We start from the raw sequence: 20535 nt of genomic DNA, 5'->3' as shown, positions 1-20535 counted from the left end.
AACATGAGTCCGAGCAATACTCAACTACCTCCAAGAAACCGTGGCGGCGAAAGTAAACAACCAAAAGGTTTGCAGAAGAAAAAAAAGAAGAAAAAGAGTGCATTTAAGTCTTTTTTGAAATTTTTACTTGTTGTAATCATAGTGGCTGTATTAGGGGTTGCAGGTTATGTAGGTTGGGTGGCTCTTAAGGTAGACAAGACCATTCTTGATACTGGTAATGATAATCCGGTAGCACCAGAAGCCTCAGCCAAAGTAAAGCCGATTACTATGATTCTTCTAGGCACTGACTATCGTCCTAAGACAGGAACCCATCTAACGGATGTTATGATGATTGCTGCTTTTAATCCGGATACGAAATCAGCTACGGTAGTCTCGATTCCACGGGATACCAGAATTGAACTAGATGGAAAGGTGAGTAAAGCGAACGCCTATTATCCTTACTTTCTAGGTAAGGAGAAGAAGTCGGGAGTTTCTGCATTAGATGAAATGAAGACGATGTTCTCCAAATATTTGGATGTTCCTATTGATTATGCTACGGTTATTAATTTTCAAGGTTTTAGCGATGTTGTTGATGCACTCGGAGGTGTGAATGTTAATATCAGCATGGATATGTGTTATAAAGATAATGCAGATGGCACTGATATTAATCTCACGAAGGGCCCTGCTGAGCTGAAAGGTGAAGATGCATTAGGTTATGTCCGTTATCGTAAGTCTAGTTCAGGCTGTAAGCCTAGAACGAAGGAATCTGACGATTTCAGTCGTAACATGCGTCAAAGTGAAGTTCTTCATTCATTAATTGACCAAATGCAAACACTTAGCGGCGTGGCTAAGTTGGGCAAAGTGATTGATGCTGTAGATGAGAACATGGAGATTGATATGGAGCAAATCCAACTCAAAAACGTAATCTCGACCTATTGGAATATATCTAAAGATAATGTTAAATTTATGCCTGTAACAGGAAATTGGAAGAGCCCTTACGTTTATATTGACAATGATGAATTGGATCAAGCTAAGCAAGCTCTAAAAGATGAAATTGCTGGTAAGTCTGTGAATTTAAAGGATCAGAATGCTAGTAATTTAATTCCTTAAAGTGTGAGTTCAAAAAATCAGATTTTCAGCACTGAAGTGTATGCTTACGATGCTGCGTTTCTTCGACGTCGAATAGGCCTCTTGTTAACCTTCGTGATCAAGAGATGACTTTTTGAACAACCTCTTTAACTTGGATGTAATTTTTAACCTGTGATATAATACAATAGAACGTAATGGATTATAGCGTATAAGAGGGGGTGGATCTATGTCTGAATCCGTCACACAAATGACTGATACCTTGTTGTCACAGTTGAAATCTGAGACATTTGTCCTGTTGAATACGATAGATGTAGAAACCGGGGGACCGACTTCCAGTGCGATTTCTTGGATTTATGCTTTAAATGCTTCTACATTACGATTGGCGATTGATCATCGATCTCGGTTAGTTGAGAACATCAGGAATAATCCACTGGTGACAATCACCGTATTTGCGGATGGTAAGGTACATGCTATCAATGGTAGGGCATCTATCGTCCTAGACCCATTGCCGGAAGTTCCCTTTAAACTGTGCTGTTTCGACATCAGTATAGAGGCAGTGCGTAATGCACTGTTCTATGGCGCACAGCTATCATCAGCCCCTCAATACATTAAAACATATGACCAGCGTGCCTCAGAGAAGTTGGACGGACAAGTATTCTCTGCCATGCAAAAAGCCTAGTGAGCAATTCACTAGGCTTTTTTTAATACATTCAGCATGGGCATCATTTCTTAGGTGAAATTTTAGAATGAGGTGTTGTAGATGGTGCCACATTTTGTTTAGTTTTGACGTCTTCTGGAAGTTGAGGAATGATACGACCTACAATATCTGCGAGTTCTGATGCGAAACCAGAAACAGGTCGTCCTTCTCGAATATGTTTGCCAATTTCAGCAATACGATGGGATAAATCCATATCAGCTGTTACCAATGACTTCATCCCGCGTGGATCAGTCCGTAGAGCTTCAGCCACCGAATATTTAATGGTCCCTACTCGTGAGCGGGTTAAGCTACCCTCAACATCGATTCCCACCACGGCGGTGTTACCCATGATGACACAATGTGCCTTTGTAACGCCGGGTACTCTTTCAGCTAAAGCTTCTAAGTGATCCTTGTCGGATAGATCCTGTGCGTCACCTGCTTTCTCATTGGATGTAGAGGTAACAGATAACTTATTCATTTTTTGACTCTGAGGAGAGGGTGATGCATTTCTTGAAGCTGTACCACAGCTAGTCAATAGGGTTAGAACTAGGAGAAAGCTTAGACATAATCGCATATGTCATCCGTCCTTTCACGGAAAAAGTCATTACTCAATTTTTGGAGCATAATCTTATCATGTCCGAGATGAAAAAATTTATGTATCTATTATAAAGCGCTGTGGAGGGATTTAGATGAAGAAAATTTATGTATTGGATACGAATGTACTTTTGCATGATCCTAACTCCATATTTAGCTTTGAGGAACATAATGTCGTTATTCCAGCTATTGTACTAGAAGAAATTGATTCGAAAAAGAGAAATCCAGATGAAATAGGACGGAATGCGCGTACAGTATCGAGGTTACTGGATGGACTCAGAGAATATGGACATTTGCATAGCGGTGTGACGTTACACCATGGTGGTAGTCTAAAGGTTGAGCTTAATCACCGAAGTTTTCTTAAAATGCAAGAATTATTTGGAGAAATAAACAATGATAATCGAATTTTAGCAGTAGCACTTAATTATCAATTAGAAGAAGAGCAGAAGGCGGAACCAGCCCCAGTAGTTATTGTTAGTAAAGACGTACTAGTTAGGGTCAAAGCGGATGTTCTTGGACTTATTACACAAGATTATCTTACCGACCGTACTGCAAGTCCAAGCGAGCTATATACTGGCTACTCAACGATCAAAGTTCATCCAGCAATCATTGATGAATTTTATAGTCATCGATTCTTGCTTATTCAAGCTCTTCAATTATCATATCCCTTGTATAGTCACGAATTTGTTATTTTGAAAGATGAAATGGGTAGTGGGAAATCTGCGCTGCTCAAAGTGAATAGCGATTGCAGTCGGCTTGAACCCCTCTATTTAAGTAATGAGCCTGTATGGGGACTCAGCGCACGCAATGCCCAACAACGAATGGCGTTAGAATTATTGTTGAATGATGATATTCCATTAGTAACGATCACGGGAAAGGCGGGTACGGGTAAGACACTGATCGCTTTAGCGGCAGGTCTTTCTAAAGTAGAAGATGAACATAAATACAAAAAGCTACTTATCGCTCGACCGGTTGTACCGATGGGGAAAGATATCGGTTATCTTCCTGGAGAAAAGGATGAGAAGCTGAGACCCTGGATGCAACCGATCTATGATAATTTAGAATTTCTATTTGAAACTAAGCGTTCAGGCGATATTGATAAAATATTGATGGGGCTAGGCAGTATTCAAGTTGAGGCACTTACTTATATTAGAGGTCGATCCATTCCTGCTCAATTTATCATTATTGATGAAGCACAGAATCTATCTAGGCATGAAGTGAAGACCATCGTATCCCGTGCAGGTGAGGGAAGTAAAGTCATATTAATGGGCGACCCTGAACAGATTGACCACCCCTATTTAGATGCGGCAAGTAACGGACTAAGCTATATTGTAGAACGATTCAAGGAACAGCCAATCAGTGGTCATATTACATTAGAGAAGGGGGAACGATCTAAATTAGCCCAACTTGCAGCAGATTTACTTTAAAGGTAGTTCAAAAAGTCATCTTTTGATCGCGAAGGTTACCAAGAAGCATATTCGAGATCGGAGATTGAATTCAGCCGGTCCTCTTTTTTTGAACATGCATTTAATGTCTATATTTCCCGAGCAATAAACCTATATAATAAAAAGGATATGACGGACTGTGAAGTCGAGTAAGGCAAGACTTCACAGTTCGTCATGCTTTAAAGTTAAGTTATTCCAAATAATGGTGGGACAAGTGGTGTATTTATTTGCTAAAATGGGTTCATATGTTTTAGAGAGGAGATAGAGGCATATCAAGCGGAAAAATCATTTATTATTATTCGCGATTCTGCTACTGTCCTTAACGAGTTTGTCTCCAAGTCTTGATTTCACACAAAATGATTCACGAAAAACGAATAACGACACGTCGAAGCTATTATCCGTGGATTCGCCAAATCCAGATAGTGATCACGGACCTATTCAAATATTTGTACAATTAAGTGATGATGACTTCAATAGCCTTATGCGGATGAATCAACGATTTATTCAAGAAACAGGGATTCAGTCTGAAATTTCTAACTTTACAAAAGAGATGGCGTACGATGAATTTTCGAGGTCTTTAGCCATGGGTGAAGGGCCTGATGTGTTACTAATAGAAAGTGCATGGGTGAATACCTTTGCTACGAAAGGATATTTACTGCCTGTTGAATCCTATCTCAAGCGAGCTACGGGAAGTCATGCCCTAAGAATGCTACTCCCTATGGTGGAATGGAATGGTTATCAGTGGGCTACGCCTTTTGATATGGATCCCTATGTAATGGTATGGCAACCGAAGACTTTAGCTGAGATGGGAATTATGGAAGTCCCTAGTACGAAGATGGAATGGGCCCAATTACTGAGTAAGCAAGAAGATAGGTTAGGGAAAACACTACTTGGAATTGACGCTGGAGAACCCTATGCATTGGCTGGATTAATGGGGGGGATGGGTGCTGACATTCTACAACCTGACGATGAATCTTTACTGTGGTTAGAACAGGCGCGCCCTTACATGTACATTATAAGTAATAACAAACAGGAGGCTTGGAAATTACTCCAAGATGGAGATATGCCTCTGCAGCTTTCAACCTACTCTGAAGCTAAATCATCATGGAAATATGGGTTAAACATGGAGCTGCCATGGGATTTCTACAATAAATCTCCATTGTTTCTGCGTGGAAGTTCAATTGCAGTATCATCTCAGACGTTATTAACGGAGCAATCTGCAGAATGGATTACTTATATGACCTCAACCTCCAATCAACAAGAATGGTTGGACACAACCGACCGTTTGCCGTCGTTGACTGCAATTTACGAGAGTGAGTCAATAGATGGAAAAGAAATTCCATTTACGCAAGAACTATTGCAGGAGCCAAGTGATAGGAGTACAAAAGTCAATCAAACGATGAGCCCTTCATGGAGTGAATTAGCTAATTATGTGAATCTATTACTCACAGGACAGATGACCGTTAACCAATTCAAAGAAGCTATGTCCGGTCAAGTCGTACAGGATAGTCCGGAAAAGCAATGAAAGTACTGATTGCTACATAGACAACTTTAATGTCACAATTAAATGATTCTGCGAAGTTGTTACTTCCGTTGCTTTGAGGAATGATACAAGATTCTGCGGGTAAAACCCAAGATCGAATTCTTCTTCTAGAGCACGACAGGTTGTGTCTGGCAGTTGCAGATTGTTGAAGAATAGCTTATCCACTTGAAAAATAATCCCATTCTTAGGCTCATTCACGATGCTATACTTCCCTTCAATCGTTAGTGAAAGATTGCCGCTTTGACCAGAAGCGGTGATGGAATTATCGCCGAAATGAAAGGAGAATACATTAAATAGATCATTTTTGGAACGTAGAAAAGTATTTAGTTGATCTTCAGTAATGTCTATCGTGTAGGTTGAGCCTTTGGCGCTTATGACACCTTTCGTATTCTGAATAAACTCTGGTAAATCATTCATTGCCGAAGCAAGAGCTTTGAAATGTCGCTTTACTTCATATAACCCCACGTTCTCCCAATATAAATTAAATTCATCCATCATTTGTTGCATAGCTTCTGGATTATTGCTTGTTTCTAGACTTCCATCTATTGACTTTTGAAAGACAAGTATGCGATCGCGCTGCGAGATGAGCTTGAGTCTGATGTCGTTTAATTCATCGGAATTACGAGCTATTCTTTGTTGTGTCAATTGTAAATCGTTATATTGTGATTTATAAGTGCTCAGAATCTCTTTATCGTGGTTTATGATGAGATCATAATAGTTGTAGATCATAAAGAATTCGCTTATGTTGTGGATTGAGAGTAGAGCTGAATATAAAAAGTCACGTTCACCCATATAATAAGAGCGGATAATGTCACCGGCACGGTCTTGCATGTCTTGTATTTGACTGCTTTTTTGCAGGAGTTCTAACTGTAACTGCTCTTGCTCTTGCTCCATATCATTCTGTCGTTTATTGATACGTTCAATTTCATGATCTATTTCTAAAATAGACAAGCTTTTCTCAAGTAACTGCCGTGTTTCCTCGTCAAGGGGAACTAAAGGTTCTGCACTTATAATTCCACTAGAATAGTTAATGGAGTAAATGAGTAAGGATATTAGGATGCCCAAAATAATGAAATGAAGTTTTCTCTCTTTCAAAAGGTTTCCCCCTTTCGGTGTCATTCTGTATCTATATGTAAATATGATTCATTTTAGTTATTATAGCTTTAATTACAAACTATAAAAACGACTTTTCTGTCCTTGTATTGGACGGAAAAGCCGTTTTTGGTGAAGCGGTTACTAGATAAACGTTAGACGGGCATATCCATGACAAACACAGTCCAGTAACTGAAGCCGGTAAAAGTCACAATCATGTACAGCCAAAAGAGAAGAATATAGGTTTTCTCTGTAAACTTCAAATAACCTAAAATAACGAAGAAGGCAGTTTGTAGAAAGAACAACAACGCCATCTCCACCAAGCCGCCAGCATAAGCCATAAGCCCAATTGCGAGTGTGAAGAATCCTAAAGTCCGAAACATGCGTCCCACATTTATATCCCCTTTCTATATGTACGGTCAAAGTTAACTATGTCTATTATAGCGGTTACGGAATTAAGTGTAAATGATGAAATGCAAAAACTCTTAGCAATTGTGATGTTTGTTATAGAATTAATATATATTGTTTCAAGACAATCTGAATGATGGTGTATGAGTAACCATAAAATTGGAAATACAAAATAGTATCAAATAGATTCTATGAACTCTACGAGAGGCATAGATATGAATTAAGCAGCTTTAATACCTTATTCATTGCCGAAAAAATCGGTTTAGAAGATGGTTATTTTAGGACGTTGTTAGGAGGGTTTGATTGTATGACAGCCGTAAGACAAGATGCATGGAGTGTAGAGGACGATTTGATTTTGGCAGAAGTAACTTTGCGACATATTCGTGATGGTGGTACACAGTTATCTGCATTTGAAGAGGTTGGCGAAAAGATTGGCAGAACGTCAGCAGCATGTGGATTTAGATGGAATAGTTGTGTTCGTAAAAAGTATGAAGATGCGATTAGCATCGCAAAGGCACAGCGGCAAAAACGTAGCTACTACAAGAAGCAACCATCAGGAATGGGTTTCCAGGTTGCTAGCTTAATGAAAGTGGAAGACGATAGTAGTTATTACAAAGTTGAAGGCATTAGTGAAGAGACATTGTCTATGGAAGCGGTTATTCGCTTTTTGAGACAGTGGAAAGGGACAGTGCAGGAGAATAGCAGGCAGTTGAAGATGCTTGAGAAAGAGCTTCGTGAGAAAGATGACGAGCTAGACCAATTAAGACATGTAAACGAGAGACTGTCCAAACAAGTGAATGATGTTCAGACGGACTACCGAGTCGTCAATGATGATTACAAGGCTTTGATTCAGATTATGGATCGTGCACGACGACTAGCCTTTCTGAATGAGGAAGAGGAAGAAAGTAGATCAAGATTTAAAATGGATGCTAATGGAAACTTAGAGCGTCTCGAATAACGAGTTAGTGATCCAGTGAAGAACCCGTACAGAGTTAATAATAAACTCTGTATGGGTTTTTTAATGGAATATTCTAGTTATATAGATATAATAAGATCATGAGGCTAAATGAAATGGGGGATAGCAAGATGATAATTGATATAATTGGTGGAGGATCACTAGGGCTACTCTATGCAGCGAAATTAGCTTCTAATGGGAATAAGGTTCGTGTATGGTGTAGAAGTGAAGAACAAGCGCTCATACTAAGAACTGAAGGTCTGTTCATGGATGGTGGTGAAGCTTCTCCAATAGCGGATACAGGTCCATTTGCGGTAGAGGCAGGAATACTGGATGATTTCATAGACGAATGGAATGAAGCTCCTGGTGAATGGGTATTTTTGATGACTAAGCAAAAAGATGTGAAGGAGATAGCTTCTAGACAACTGGCAAGAATGGATGAAGAATCTTTGAAAGAAATACAAGGGATGATATGTTTTCAGAACGGGATAGGACATATAGAACTACTGAGTTTGATGTTGCCCCAGTGGCATATTTATTCAGCAATTACAACTGAGGCAGCATATAAAGTGTCACATAATAAGGTGTTCCATGCAGGTCGAGGACTTACCATGATTGGTCAATATTTACATAAGTATTCAGATCAGGAAATGAATTCAAAGAAAGATGAGAAGAAGATGATAGCTGTACTTGGAAAAGCAGGATTCTCATGTGATTTGTCGAAAGAGATCGATAAGTATGTTTATCGTAAATTATTAATAAACGCTGTTATTAACCCTTTGACGGCTATATGGGGAATTCGAAATGGAGAATTGTTAGCTACGGAAGAAAGAATGGATATGATGAGAAATCTTTTTATAGAAGGAACTGTTGTTTATGGTGCATGTGGTATTGTTTGGGACTCAGATCTATGGAATCAAATTGTAGAAGTATGTGAGATGACTGCAGCGAATAACTCTTCTATGCTTAAAGATATAAGAGAAGGTATCCCAACCGAAGTACGATGGATTAATGGGAGTATCGTATCTATGGCTGAAGCACAGGGGATAGAGGCGAATTATCACAAAGTCATGGTCCAATTAATTGAAGGAATGAAAGCGAAGGAGGGGTGAAGCCATGGGATTATTAAGTAATTCTTTTATCATTTTTAGCATTCTTCCGTTTTTTCCATTCTTATTAGTATATTTCAGTCACCTTAAGTGGAAGAATAATAAGCGCAATGCACTTTTAGTAGCCATGGATGTTACAACAGTATTTCTGATCATTTCGGTATCCGCTTTATTTAACAACATATTTACTTCACGATCTGGTTTTTATCTCATTTTGTTATTTCTTTTACTTGCAGTAGGGATGATTGGTGGAGCTCAGAATCGTATAAAGGGCAAAGTAGATGTTACACGGATGGTTAGGGCAGTATGGAGAATGGCATTCATTATTATGATGTGTAGCTATGCCTTATTCGCTGTGATTGTGCTATTCAAATATATTTATAAATCGATGTCATAGAACCATTGCAAGTATAATTAATGTCTAAAATAGTAATAATAATGTCTTTTTTCAGAAAAGGAAAGATTTTTATGTAATGTTTTGTAGATTTTTTTGACCACTGGTTGTATAATCAATTACCATATACTAAATTGCTAGGGGGATACAATCAGATGAAACAAAAACGTTTATTAAGTATGTTGGTACTCATAATGATCGTAAGTACTGTTCTTGCTGCTTGTGGGTCAAACAATGAGGGTAAGGGAGCAACAAACAAAGGTAGTAATGCAACGAATGAAACACCGGTGAAAACAAAAGATCAGGTATTACATATTAACATGAGTGCGGAGCCACCAACATTTGATCCAGGACAAGCACAAGATAGTCAGGCGAATACAGCTCTTAAGTTAATGTATGAAGGTCTAGTTCGTATGGATGAATCGGGTAAAGAGATTCCTGCGGCTGCTGAATCATGGGAAATTTCTCCGGATGGGTTACAGTATAAATTTAATCTTCGTAAAGATGCAGTGTGGAGTAATGGTGATCCTGTAACTGCTAACGATTTCGTATTTGCATGGCAACGTGTTCTAGACCCTGCCACAGCACCAGCTCCACCTTATGCTTACCAACTAGGATACATCAAGAATGCTAACGCATATAATGCTGAAGAAATTACGGATTTCTCTCAAGTTGGTATTAAAGCTGCTGATGAATATACCTTAGAAGTGACATTAGAAGATCCGACTCCATATTTCTTGGGGCTGACTTCGTTCTATACGTACTACCCAGTTCATAGTTCTGTTAAAGATGATATTGCGTGGGCAACAGACGTTAAATCAATGATCACGAATGGTGCTTATACATTATCCAACTGGACTGCTGGACAAAAGCTTGTATTCACTAAGAATGACAAGTATTGGGATAATGCTAGTATTAAATTAAGCAAGATTGAAGCATCTCTTGTAGATAGTGGCGCTTCTGAGTTATCAAGTTATAAGAGTGGACAACTTGATTATGCTGGGGCACCTAACGGTGAAATTCCTTCCGATGCTATTCCGACGGTAAAGAAGGAATTACCAAACGAATTTGACATTAAAGGGATTGCAAGTACGTATTACTATGAATTTAACGTAACTGAGAAACCTTTTGACAATGCAAAGATTCGTAAGGCGTTTGCCATGGCGATTAGCCGTCAAGATATTGTTGATAAGGTAACCCTTGGTGGACAAATTCCTGCATTTGGTTTCGTACCGCCAGGTATTAAAGGTAAAGAAGATGAGTTCCGTAACGAATATAAAGATGATTTCTTCCAAGAAAACATGGAAGAAGCTAAGAAGTTACTTGCTGAAGGTATGAGTGAAGAAGGTTACACAACACTTCCAGAGGTTACTTTGATTTATAACTCCAGTGAAAGTCATAAGAAAATTGCTTTGGCCGTAGCCGACATGTGGAGTAAAAACTTAGGTATAGATGTCAAGACTGAGAATCTTGAGTGGGGTGTCTTCCTTGATACTCGTCAGAACTTGAACTATCAAGTTGCCCGTTCAGGTTGGAGTCCTGACTACAATGATCCGATGAGTTTCATTGATCTATGGAAAACAGGTAGCGGTAACAACGATACTGGTTTTAGTAATGCAGAGTATGACCAATTGGTTAAAGATGCACTAGCGTCGCAAGATAACAATGTTCGTATGGAAAGTATGGCTAAAGCAGAGAAAATACTGATTGAAGATGAACAGGTTCTTATGCCGATCTACTATTACACTAATGTATCACTGACGAAGGAAAAGGTTAAAGGTATTTCCATTGATTATAGTGGTGCAGTTGACTTTTCACGTGCCTACATTGAGTAGAGTGACATTTGAAGTTAATTAGTTACTTCGGGGTATATATGTGGAATACCATATATATACCCCGTTTTTTTTGTCTATGATCATGATTATTCCAAGGATTTCATTCTTAGACAAATATAGTGATTAGAATTAATCCTTGTTTTCAATTAAAATAAATATATATGTTGAATGTACTTTGTTAATGGAGGTGTAAATGGGAATGGTTCGTTATGTTGCTAATAAATTTTTGTATATGCTCTTGTCTTTACTCATATTGATATCTGCAACATTCTTCCTTATGAAAGCTATTCCGGGTGATCCTTTTCAATCTGAAAAAAAACTCTCACCTGAAATTAGAGAGCGCCTTATGGTGCAATATGGATTGGACAAGCCCATGTATCAACAATACTTAAAATATGTGGGTGATATTGCTACAGGGGATTTTGGAATATCAATGAAGAAATTGAATCAAAATGTGACGACAATTATAGAGAAGACTTTCCTAACATCACTTAAACTTGGATCTGTAGCGATCGTTGTGGCCGTGGTCGTTGGAGTTCTATTGGGGATGCTTGCTGCCCTCTATCATCGAAAGCTGATCGACAATGTCGCCATGATATTAGCAGTGCTCGGTATGGCTGTACCGAGTTTTGTACTGGCTTCCTTATTGCAGTTTTATTTGGCAGAAAAGGCAGGCTGGTTTAATGTTCTGGGATTTGAGAAGCCGATCGACTATGTTCTACCTGTGATGGCGTTATCAGCGCAACCAATAGCGTTTATAGCTCGTCTTACGCGTTCGAGTATGCTTGAAGTTTTACATGCAGATTATATCAAGACGGCGAAGGCTAAAGGTCTGAACTGGTTCAATATTATGTTTAAGCATGTTATCCGCAATGGGATATTGCCTGTCGTGACTTACGTAGGTCCTATGACAGCTAATATTATTACGGGTTCTGTCGTTATTGAACAAATATTTGGTATTGGTGGCATTGGTAAAGTTTTTGTTGAATCGATTACAAATCGTGATTACACACTGATTATGGGTATCACTATTTTTTACGGAGTCATTCTAATGTTGGCAAGATTTGTAACAGATATTGCCTACGTGCTGATTGATCCGCGTATTACATTTACTAGAGGAAAGGAGGGCTAACGGTTGGATATTAATCAGACTAAAATATCTTCAGACCATGGAACACTAACACCTGAGGACTTCCGTAAGATAGGTACCGATGAGAAACAGTCTGAAGTTATTCAGAGAGAAAGTTTGTCAGCATGGAGAGACGCTTGGCGACGACTTTGTCAGAATAAACTTGCCATGACCTCTCTTATTATATTGATACTTATCGTTATTGCTTCTATTATTGGACCATGGATTACGGGTTTTGACTATAGAACGAATGATCTAGCCAATACCAATCTGCCTCCTTCTTCTCTCCACTGGTTCGGTACAGATGATTTAGGTCGTGATATGTTCGTTCGTACATGGATGGGTGCGAGAATTTCACTCACTGTTGGCTTAGCTGCTGCCCTGATTGATCTTTTCATTGGGGTTATATATGGAGGGACGATGGGCTTCTTCGGTGGGCGTGTCGATGAAATTATGAATAAGTTCTCTGAAATTTTATACTCAATTCCATATTTATTGGTAACCATTCTCTTGCTTGTTGTACTGGAGCCGAGTTTGGGTACGATTATTATTGCATTAACGATTACAGGCTGGATTAATATGTCGTGGATTGTACGTGGTGAGATGATTCAATTGAAGAATCGAGAATTTGTGTTAGCTGCTCGTTCGATGGGAGCAGGTTCGGGCCGTCTCATATTCCGTCATCTTCTACCGAATGCAGTTGGACCTATTATCGTCACTTTAACATTGTCTGTTCCAAGTGCTATATTCTCAGAAGCGTTTTTGAGTTTCTTGGGTCTAGGGGTTCAAGCACCAGTGGCATCTTTGGGATCGATGATTAGTGACGCACTTACGGGTTGGCAGTATTACCCGTGGCGGATGTTATTTCCAGCCATTCTGATCAGTTTAATTATGCTTTGTTTCAATATTTTCGGTGATGGTCTTCGGGACGCACTGGATCCTAAATTAAAGAAATAGGAGGTGGAATCATGGAGCCGATCCTACAGGTGAAAGACTTGCACGTATCATTTCATGTCAATGGAGGAGAAGTTCAGGCTGTTCGCGGAATGAACTTTGAAATTGGTGAAGGTGAAACAGTAGCAATTGTCGGAGAATCAGGAAGTGGTAAAAGTGTTACTGCTCAGACGATCATGCGTTTAATCCCTTCACCGCCATCACGTATTAAGCAAGGTGAAATTATTTTTCAAGGACACAACCTTTTAAATAAATCCAATAAGCAGATGGAAGCTATTCGCGGTAAAGATATTGGTATGATCTTCCAAGATCCTATGTCTTCCTTGAATCCTACCATTAGAATAGGTAAACAAATTACGGAAGTTATGATGAAGCATCAGAACATGTCAGCAAAAGAAGCGAAGAAACAAGCTATTGAAATGTTGGTACTTGTCGGTATCAAGAATGCAGAGGCTCGTTTCAATCAATATCCACACGAATTCTCTGGCGGCATGCGCCAACGTGTCATGATAGCGATTGCTCTTGCATGCCGACCTGCGCTTCTGATTGCTGATGAGCCGACTACGGCTTTGGATGTTACGATTCAGGCTCAGATATTGGATGTTATGAAAGAGATGCAGCAACGTTTAGGAACTTCTATTATTCTGATTACGCATGACCTTGGGGTAGTAGCTGGGATGTGTGACCGGGTTATGGTGATGTACGCGGGTGAAGTGGTTGAGACCGGTACAGTTATGGAAATATTTAAGAATCCCCAGCATCCTTATACGAAAGGGCTTCTGCGGTCGATGCCAAGACTTGATCAGAAAAGGGGTGAGCCACTTATTCCGATTATAGGAACACCACCAGATCTGATTAAGCCACCATTAGGATGTGCATTCTGTGCTCGTTGTGATGAGGCGATGAGAGTCTGTGAAACTAATAATCCAGAGACGACCGTATTTACGGATACACATACAGCGCGCTGCTGGAATTTGCATCCGATGGCTCAGAAGGGAGAATCATCATGAGTCAATCACTAATACAAGTCAACGGATTGAAGAAATATTTCAATGTGGGCAAAGGAAGTGTACTTAAGGCCGTTGATGATATTAACTTTTCTATTCGTGAAGGTGAAACGTTAGGGATGGTAGGGGAGTCTGGTTGTGGTAAGTCTACAGCTGGTCGTACGATACTTCGGCTATATGAACCGACTGCGGGTAGTGTAATTTTCAATGGTACGGATATATATAAGCTTCCACCTAACAAAATGAAAGCTATGCGTCGCGACATGCAGATGATATTCCAGGATCCTTACGCTTCACTTAATCCGCGTTTTACGGTCTCTGATATTATTGGTGAAGCATTCGATATCCATAAATTAACCGACAGTCGTAAAGAACGGAAGAAGAAGATTGAAGAACTACTGGATATGGTTGGACTCAATCCCGATCATGCTACTCGATATCCGCATGAATTCTCAGGAGGACAACGTCAGCGTATTGGCATTGCTCGTGCGCTTGCTGTAGATCCGAAATTTATTATATGTGATGAACCTATTTCTGCGCTCGATGTATCCATTCAAGCTCAGGTTGTAAATCTTCTTAAAGATCTACAGGATCGATTGGGATTGACGTATTTGTTCATCGCGCATGACTTATCTATGGTTAAGCACATCAGTGACCGGGTTGCTGTTATGTATTTGGGTAAAATAGTTGAATTGGCTGAAAGTGAAGAGTTGTATAGTAATCCGATTCACCCTTATACTCAAACACTTCTATCAGCAATTCCAATTCCAGATCCCGAAATTGAAGCTAATAAGAAGCGCATCATCATGCCAGACGATCTTGCAGGTCCAATCCATTCTGCTAATGAATCTAGTGAGAGTCTAGCAGGTGCGAAGCTTGTCGAAGTATCAAAAGGTCATTGGGTTGCAGCAACTTATGCTTAATTGACCATAAATGTTAAGTACTATTAAGCCGTCGGGGGAATTCGACGGTCTTTTTAGTTTGAAGAAATGAGTAAGTGACAGCGGTTGGCAAAATGGGTATTGAACTTCCTTTTGACTGAAAGAGGCATATTAGATACAATCAAGTAAGAATTTTAGATAATCTTCATGGATTTTTCTTATTGTGTAAGAATAGGAGGTATACCCGATGAAAGTTGTTTCTGAGCCACTGCAAAGCGGCTCGACTTTGGCAGATGATTATATTCATCATTATGAAAAAGTCGTACCACTCTACGGTGAAGATTACCACTGCGATCAGACCTGGAGTGATCGTGTGAAATGGTTGGATGATACAGAGGACAGACGGGTAAATCGTCATGCCTTAGTTGAAATATTGAAAGAGTATAATGAGAAACATAACTCTCACGATGCAGTACATACTTCGCTATATATGTTAGAAAAGCCAGGGACATTGGTTGTGACGGGTGGTCAGCAAAGTGGATTGTTCACTGGTTCTATGCTCGTTATATACAAAGCAATCACCGTTATACAAACTGCGAGAGATGCCGAGAGACGTCTGAACCGCCCCGTAGTGCCAGTATTCTGGATAGCTGGTGAAGATCATGACTGGGATGAGGTAAACCATACGTATTTAAAGTCAGAGGAGATGCAACAGTCTTCTAAACTTATGCTGCATAAATATATGGCTTCACGTACATCTGTAAGCTATACTCCTGTTTCTCCACAAGAATGGGATCAAGCCATGAAGTCATTGGCAGATGTGCTGCCGGACAGTGATGTGAAAGGCGAAATTTTGGCGAAGATCCAACATTCAACGAATACATCAGACAATCTGAGTGACGCATTTGCAAAGCATTTAGGCGATATCTTTGGAGAATATGGTCTTGTGCTCTTAGATTCAGCAGATCACCGATTACGTAAGCTTGAGGCACCTGTTTTTCAGTCGATGATTGAGCAGAATGAAGAATTGTCACGTGCTTATCGCTCGTCTGCTGATCAGATCACTTCTTTAGGCTATAAGTTGCAAGCTGACGTATCAGATGAGGGCGCCAATTTATTCTATCTTCATAATGGGAATAGACTTCTATTGTTGAAGCAAGATGGTAAATTTATGGACCGTAAAGGGCTGGTTTCCTTTACACAGGAACAACTGCTGGAAGTGCTACAGAACCACCCAGAGCGTTTCAGTAATAATGTACTTACCCGACCGATCATGCAAGATTCACTGTTCCCGGTTCTTGGGTGTGTATTAGGTCAAGGGGAGATTGCTTACTGGGCTATTACACGACAAGCATTTGAAATAATGGGCTTGAAGATGCCGATATTACTACCTCGGATGTCATTTACTTTACTTGATAGAACAGAACTGAAGTATATGGAGAAATACGCACTTTCATTTCAGGATGTGCAGTACCATTTGCAAGGGCGTCGAGAACAATGGTTATCTGAACAAGATTCATTACAGATCGACCAGAAGTTTGCGGAAGCGCGGAAGGCTTTTGAACAATTGTATGAACCGTTAATAGATGATCTTAGAATGTTGCAAAAAGGATTGTACACGTTGGGACAGAGCAATAAGGGGAAGATTATCGATCAGATTTCTTATCTTGAACGTAAATCGAAGGAAGCGCTTGAACAACGACATGATGCTGAGCTTCGTCAATGGGACCGGATAGGTGCTTCATTGTTTCCTAATGGTAAACCGCAGGAGAGAGTATATAATGTATATCAGTATTTGAATCACTATGGATTGTCCTTGATTAGAGATTTGATGAATATAACTGTGGATTACTCAGAAGAGCATCGTGTTATTATAATGTAATTTCAACTATTAGGAGGACTACTATGAATTCCAGATCACTTAAGAACAGCATCGTTAGAGATATGAAACTAGCCCCTGAAGGGCATTTGAAGATTGATTGGGTTGAGGCTCACATGCCAGTCCTTAATCGGATACGCAAGCAATTTGAAGCCGAGCAGCCTTTCAAAGGTTTGAAGGTAGCTATATCACTTCATTTGGAAGCCAAGACAGCTTATCTGGCCAAGGTAGTGCAGGCGGGAGGGGCCGAAGTTACGATCGCAGGAAGCAACCCTCTCTCTACGCAGGATGATGTATGTGCTGCATTGGTGGAAGATGGTGTTACCGTGCTTGCGAAGCATAACCCAGAGCCTGCGGAATATAAAGAAATGTTGATTGCTTTATTAGAAACAAAGCCTGATCTTATTATTGATGATGGCGGTGACCTCGTCACTATTCTTCATACGGAACGACCAGATCTCCTCGTTAACATTCGAGGTGGTGCGGAAGAGACAACTACGGGTATTCTACGGCTTAAAGCTATGGAGAAGGATCAAATGCTCAAGCTCCCTATGGTTGCTGTCAACGATGCATACTGTAAATATCTTTTTGACAATCGTTACGGCACTGGACAATCTGTATGGGATGCGATTAATCGGACAACGAACCTGGTTGTAGCTGGTAAAACAGTCGTTGTTGTGGGATATGGCTGGTGTGGTAAAGGAGTAGCGATGCGTGCAAAAGGGCTTGGGGCCAAAGTCATTGTTACTGAAGTGAATCCAATTCGGGCTGTTGAGGCTCATATGGATGGATTTCATGTTATGACTATGGTCGATGCAGCGAAATTAGGCGATTTCTTTATTACCGTAACAGGTAATCGTGATGTCATTACAGGTGAGCATTATGATGTGATGAAAGATGGAGCGATTCTTGCTAATGCCGGGCATTTTGATGTTGAGGTGAATAAGCCAGAACTTCTCACCCGCTCTAGTTCTGTTCGTACGGTTCGCCGAAATATTGAAGAATATCAATTTAAGGACGGACGTAAGATGTATTTGATTGCCGAAGGACGGTTGGTCAATTTAGGGGCAGGTGATGGTCACCCAGCAGAAATTATGGATATGACATTCGCATTGCAGGCTCTGTCTCTTAAATATGTGAATGAACATTACGAGGAATTAGGTAAAGCTGTTATTAGTGTTCCTTACTCTATTGACGAACAAGTGGCGAGATATAAATTAGAAAGTTTGGGTATTTCACTAGATACGTTAAGTTCCGAACAGGCTACTTATTTAGAGAGTTGGAATACAAACTAATTTAACCATTACTTAAATATATTGAAGATGAAGCAAGCCCCGAATTGTTGGGGCTTGCTTTTTTAGCATATTAGACACCAGAAAGTATAATTTTTTTAAGGGTCCTTAGGCCTATATTTTAGGAAGATCAAGAGTTCGTACAAGGTGTTGAAATCACTTGAAAAGGCTATATGATACTCATCTGCAATCTCAAATACCGAATGTAATCTATCGGAATATGTGTGGAATAGCGACTTTAGGCTCACGAACAATATTTCACTCATGAAAGAAGGACTTTGATTTTTGGTGGCGAATAAAGTATTCTTAAGTGGTGTAAAGTGGTGCAAAGTGGGGGAATCGGATTAAGGAGTGAGTGGAACAATGTTTATGGGAGAATTTCAACATAGCATTGACGATAAGGGGCGGATTATTATCCCTGTCAAATTCCGTGAACTTCTAGGGACCTCATTCGTTGTAACTCGTGGATTAGACCAATGTCTCTTTGTCTATCCAAGAGAAGAGTGGACACTGCTAGAACAGAAACTCAAATCACTTCCTCTGATGAAATCTGAGGCACGTGCTTTCACTAGGTTTTTTTTCTCAGGTGCTACCGAATGTGAATGGGATAAACAGGGCAGGGTAAACCTACCGGGGAATCTTAGAGATTACGCTAAATTGGATAAAGAATGTGTTGTTCTCGGTGTATCTAACCGGATGGAAATATGGAGTAAACCAATTTGGAATGAATATTACGAACAATCTGAAGAAACATTTAACGATATTGCTGAAAAATTAGTCGATTTTAACTTTGATTTTTAATAGTTTGGGGGGAGTACATTTTGTTTCATCACATCACAGTGCTCAAAGAAGAAGCAGCAGAAGGATTGCGTATCAAGAGAGATGGTATTTATGTCGACTGCACTCTAGGAGGAGCAGGGCATAGCTCCTTGATCGCATCTAAGCTTGGAGAATATGGACGATTAATTGGTTTAGATCAAGATGACTGGGCACTAGAGCATGCTAAAGAGAAATTAGCCCCATATAGCGATAAGGTTTCTTTAGTGAAAACAAACTTTCGTAATTTAGAAGAGATATTGAAGGAACAATCTGTTCCAGAGAAGGACGGTATTCCTCAGGTAGATGGTATATTGTTCGATTTGGGTGTATCTTCACCACAGTTTGACGAGGGAGAGCGCGGGTTCAGTTACAATCATGATGCTCCGTTAGATATGCGGATGGACCAATCTGCAGAGCTTACAGCAGATATTATTATCAATACATGGTCTGAACAAGAAATCGCTAGGGTGTTATTCCAATATGGTGAAGAAAAGTTCTCAAGACGGATTGCTAAATTGATCGTAGCGCGGCGAGAGAAACAGCCGATACAAACTACGGGGGAACTAGCCGAGATTATTAAAGAAGGTATTCCGGCTGCTACGAGAAGAACAGGAGGACATCCTGCTAAACGTAGTTTTCAAGGTTTACGGATCGCGGTAAATGATGAACTTGGGGCTTTCGAAGAAGGGTTACATCAAGCTGTTCGTTGTTTGGCACCGGGAGGAAGAGTATCGGTTATTACCTTCCATTCGTTAGAGGACCGGATTTGTAAGCAGATACTTAGCAGTTATGTCGCGAAATGTACATGCCCACCTGATTTTCCAATGTGTGTATGTGGAAATAATGGTCAAATAAAACTAATAAATCGTAAACCCATCGTTCCGAGTGAATTGGAACTTGAAGAGAACTCTCGCTCAAGATCTGCCAAACTTCGGGTCGCAGAGAAACTATAAGTAATTCGTATCACATGATCAGGAGAGCTCAGGGGGGGAAGAATGAATGGCATATACGCGTGGCAATTTAGCAGTAAAACCAAAACCAATAGAACGAGTATCTCCTGGATATCGTGAGCAGACAAAAGTTGTTACTCGCCGAACCTCGATTCCGATTAGAGAAAAGCTACTATATTTATTTACGGTTCTCTTATGTGTCGCTTTGGCAAGCCTTGTTATTTGGCGATACGCACATATTTATGAATTAAATAAACATAGTCAAAAAACGAGTGCAGTGATTTCAAGTAATACAGTTAAGATTTCTCAGTTGGAAGTTCAGAGACAAACATTGAAAGAAAAGATTGTTGAAACCGCACTTAAAGAAGGATATGTTCTTCCCGAGGAGGAAAGTGTCATTCATGTTCCACGTGTTTCTAGTTCAAATGATGTTACTGGAAATCTGAAAGCAGATACAGCACAAAAATAGTGGATGTGGGGACTC

General features: G+C 39.9%; 20 protein-coding genes. 17 read left to right on the top strand and 3 right to left on the bottom strand.

Annotated features, from left to right (window positions below; genetic code table 11):
- The first annotated feature begins 3 nt into the window (after positions 1 to 3).
- On the top strand, positions 4 to 1089 hold the full coding sequence (locus ACP8HI_RS14000; RefSeq protein WP_438351644.1) for an LCP family protein: 1086 nt from the start codon (positions 4 to 6) through the stop codon (positions 1087 to 1089).
- A gap of 205 nt (positions 1090 to 1294) precedes the next feature.
- A complete protein-coding gene (locus ACP8HI_RS13995) occupies positions 1295 to 1747 on the top strand; it encodes a pyridoxamine 5'-phosphate oxidase family protein (protein WP_438351643.1) in 453 nt (150 codons plus the stop codon).
- A 43-nt stretch (positions 1748 to 1790) separates the two neighbouring features.
- Here the strand turns inward: ACP8HI_RS13995 and ACP8HI_RS13990 are convergent, their stop codons facing one another.
- Positions 1791 to 2339, bottom strand: coding sequence for a YhcN/YlaJ family sporulation lipoprotein (locus ACP8HI_RS13990; RefSeq protein WP_438351642.1), 549 nt, complete (start codon positions 2337 to 2339; stop codon positions 1791 to 1793).
- Positions 2340 to 2454: 115 nt separating this feature from the next.
- Here ACP8HI_RS13990 and ACP8HI_RS13985 point away from each other — a divergent pair, with 115 nt between their 5' ends.
- Both ACP8HI_RS13985 and ACP8HI_RS13980 read left to right on the top strand, forming a co-directional pair.
- Positions 2455 to 3786, top strand: coding sequence for a PhoH family protein (locus tag ACP8HI_RS13985; protein ID WP_438351641.1), 1332 nt, complete (start codon positions 2455 to 2457; stop codon positions 3784 to 3786).
- A 346-nt stretch (positions 3787 to 4132) separates the two neighbouring features.
- On the top strand, positions 4133 to 5329 hold the full coding sequence (locus tag ACP8HI_RS13980; RefSeq protein ID WP_438351640.1) for an extracellular solute-binding protein: 1197 nt from the start codon (positions 4133 to 4135) through the stop codon (positions 5327 to 5329).
- A 12-nt stretch (positions 5330 to 5341) separates the two neighbouring features.
- Here the strand turns inward: ACP8HI_RS13980 and ACP8HI_RS13975 are convergent, their stop codons facing one another.
- Both ACP8HI_RS13975 and ACP8HI_RS13970 read right to left on the bottom strand, forming a co-directional pair.
- Entirely contained in the window at positions 5342 to 6442 is a 1101-nt protein-coding gene (locus ACP8HI_RS13975) for a coiled-coil domain-containing protein (protein ID WP_438351639.1), read from the bottom strand.
- A 152-nt stretch (positions 6443 to 6594) separates the two neighbouring features.
- Positions 6595 to 6831, bottom strand: a complete 237-nt coding sequence (locus ACP8HI_RS13970; protein ID WP_438351638.1) for a DUF2626 family protein — start codon at positions 6829 to 6831, stop codon at positions 6595 to 6597.
- A 323-nt stretch (positions 6832 to 7154) separates the two neighbouring features.
- Here ACP8HI_RS13970 and ACP8HI_RS13965 point away from each other — a divergent pair, with 323 nt between their 5' ends.
- From ACP8HI_RS13965 to ACP8HI_RS13905, 13 genes are all read left to right on the top strand, one after another.
- Complete coding sequence (locus ACP8HI_RS13965) at positions 7155 to 7805, top strand: RsfA family transcriptional regulator (RefSeq protein ID WP_438351637.1); 651 nt, start codon at positions 7155 to 7157, stop codon at positions 7803 to 7805.
- A 128-nt stretch (positions 7806 to 7933) separates the two neighbouring features.
- Positions 7934 to 8914: a ketopantoate reductase family protein gene (locus ACP8HI_RS13960; protein ID WP_438351636.1), complete on the top strand. Its 981-nt coding sequence runs from the start codon at positions 7934 to 7936 to the stop codon at positions 8912 to 8914.
- Positions 8915 to 8918: 4 nt separating this feature from the next.
- Complete coding sequence (locus ACP8HI_RS13955; RefSeq protein ID WP_438351635.1) at positions 8919 to 9308, top strand: DUF3397 domain-containing protein; 390 nt, start codon at positions 8919 to 8921, stop codon at positions 9306 to 9308.
- Between the two features lie 152 nt (positions 9309 to 9460).
- On the top strand, positions 9461 to 11140 hold the full coding sequence (locus ACP8HI_RS13950; RefSeq protein WP_438351634.1) for a peptide ABC transporter substrate-binding protein: 1680 nt from the start codon (positions 9461 to 9463) through the stop codon (positions 11138 to 11140).
- A gap of 199 nt (positions 11141 to 11339) precedes the next feature.
- A complete protein-coding gene (locus ACP8HI_RS13945; RefSeq protein ID WP_438351833.1) occupies positions 11340 to 12272 on the top strand; it encodes an ABC transporter permease in 933 nt (310 codons plus the stop codon).
- A gap of 3 nt (positions 12273 to 12275) precedes the next feature.
- Positions 12276 to 13226, top strand: a complete 951-nt coding sequence (locus ACP8HI_RS13940) for an ABC transporter permease (protein ID WP_438351633.1) — start codon at positions 12276 to 12278, stop codon at positions 13224 to 13226.
- 11 nt (positions 13227 to 13237) lie between these two features.
- Positions 13238 to 14233 carry an ABC transporter ATP-binding protein gene (locus ACP8HI_RS13935; RefSeq protein WP_438351632.1) on the top strand — a complete coding sequence of 332 codons (996 nt, stop codon included), beginning with the start codon at positions 13238 to 13240 and terminating at the stop codon, positions 14231 to 14233.
- Positions 14230 to 15153, top strand: a complete 924-nt coding sequence (locus tag ACP8HI_RS13930; protein WP_438351631.1) for an ABC transporter ATP-binding protein — start codon at positions 14230 to 14232, stop codon at positions 15151 to 15153. The genes ACP8HI_RS13935 and ACP8HI_RS13930 overlap by 4 nt, the downstream gene beginning before the upstream one ends.
- A gap of 205 nt (positions 15154 to 15358) precedes the next feature.
- Positions 15359 to 16993: a bacillithiol biosynthesis cysteine-adding enzyme BshC gene (gene bshC, locus ACP8HI_RS13925; protein WP_438351630.1), complete on the top strand. Its 1635-nt coding sequence runs from the start codon at positions 15359 to 15361 to the stop codon at positions 16991 to 16993.
- A 23-nt stretch (positions 16994 to 17016) separates the two neighbouring features.
- Entirely contained in the window at positions 17017 to 18285 is a 1269-nt protein-coding gene (locus ACP8HI_RS13920) for an adenosylhomocysteinase (RefSeq protein ID WP_438351629.1), read from the top strand.
- A gap of 360 nt (positions 18286 to 18645) precedes the next feature.
- Positions 18646 to 19083: a division/cell wall cluster transcriptional repressor MraZ gene (gene mraZ, locus ACP8HI_RS13915; protein ID WP_438351628.1), complete on the top strand. Its 438-nt coding sequence runs from the start codon at positions 18646 to 18648 to the stop codon at positions 19081 to 19083.
- Positions 19084 to 19103: 20 nt separating this feature from the next.
- Positions 19104 to 20054, top strand: coding sequence for a 16S rRNA (cytosine(1402)-N(4))-methyltransferase RsmH (gene rsmH / locus ACP8HI_RS13910; RefSeq protein WP_438351627.1), 951 nt, complete (start codon positions 19104 to 19106; stop codon positions 20052 to 20054).
- Between the two features lie 46 nt (positions 20055 to 20100).
- Entirely contained in the window at positions 20101 to 20520 is a 420-nt protein-coding gene (locus ACP8HI_RS13905) for a hypothetical protein (RefSeq protein WP_438351626.1), read from the top strand.
- Positions 20521 to 20535 lie beyond the last annotated feature (15 nt).

It is taken from the genome of Paenibacillus sp. FA6, from assembly GCF_051550225.1.
In the GTDB taxonomy this organism is placed as follows: Bacteria; Bacillota; Bacilli; order Paenibacillales; family Paenibacillaceae; genus Paenibacillus_AQ.
Note: the sequence above shows the minus strand (reverse complement) of the source record. Positions and strands in the feature narration are given on the sequence as shown.

What these genes read in the sequence shown, in the direction of transcription:
- ACP8HI_RS14000 (WP_438351644.1), top strand. Translation starts at nt 4, where the DNA reads ATGAGTCCGAGCAATACTCAACTACCTCCAAGAAACCGTGGCGGCGAA.
- ACP8HI_RS13995 (WP_438351643.1), top strand. Translation starts at nt 1,295, where the DNA reads ATGTCTGAATCCGTCACACAAATGACTGATACCTTGTTGTCACAGTTG.
- ACP8HI_RS13990 (WP_438351642.1), bottom strand. Translation starts at nt 2,339, where the DNA reads ATGCGATTATGTCTAAGCTTTCTCCTAGTTCTAACCCTATTGACTAGC.
- ACP8HI_RS13985 (WP_438351641.1), top strand. Translation starts at nt 2,455, where the DNA reads ATGAAGAAAATTTATGTATTGGATACGAATGTACTTTTGCATGATCCT.
- ACP8HI_RS13965 (WP_438351637.1), top strand. Translation starts at nt 7,155, where the DNA reads ATGACAGCCGTAAGACAAGATGCATGGAGTGTAGAGGACGATTTGATT.
- ACP8HI_RS13960 (WP_438351636.1), top strand. Translation starts at nt 7,934, where the DNA reads ATGATAATTGATATAATTGGTGGAGGATCACTAGGGCTACTCTATGCA.
- ACP8HI_RS13955 (WP_438351635.1), top strand. Translation starts at nt 8,919, where the DNA reads ATGGGATTATTAAGTAATTCTTTTATCATTTTTAGCATTCTTCCGTTT.
- ACP8HI_RS13950 (WP_438351634.1), top strand. Translation starts at nt 9,461, where the DNA reads ATGAAACAAAAACGTTTATTAAGTATGTTGGTACTCATAATGATCGTA.
- ACP8HI_RS13945 (WP_438351833.1), top strand. Translation starts at nt 11,340, where the DNA reads ATGGTTCGTTATGTTGCTAATAAATTTTTGTATATGCTCTTGTCTTTA.
- ACP8HI_RS13935 (WP_438351632.1), top strand. Translation starts at nt 13,238, where the DNA reads ATGGAGCCGATCCTACAGGTGAAAGACTTGCACGTATCATTTCATGTC.
- ACP8HI_RS13930 (WP_438351631.1), top strand. Translation starts at nt 14,230, where the DNA reads ATGAGTCAATCACTAATACAAGTCAACGGATTGAAGAAATATTTCAAT.
- bshC (WP_438351630.1), top strand. Translation starts at nt 15,359, where the DNA reads ATGAAAGTTGTTTCTGAGCCACTGCAAAGCGGCTCGACTTTGGCAGAT.
- ACP8HI_RS13920 (WP_438351629.1), top strand. Translation starts at nt 17,017, where the DNA reads ATGAATTCCAGATCACTTAAGAACAGCATCGTTAGAGATATGAAACTA.
- mraZ (WP_438351628.1), top strand. Translation starts at nt 18,646, where the DNA reads ATGTTTATGGGAGAATTTCAACATAGCATTGACGATAAGGGGCGGATT.
- ACP8HI_RS13905 (WP_438351626.1), top strand. Translation starts at nt 20,101, where the DNA reads ATGGCATATACGCGTGGCAATTTAGCAGTAAAACCAAAACCAATAGAA.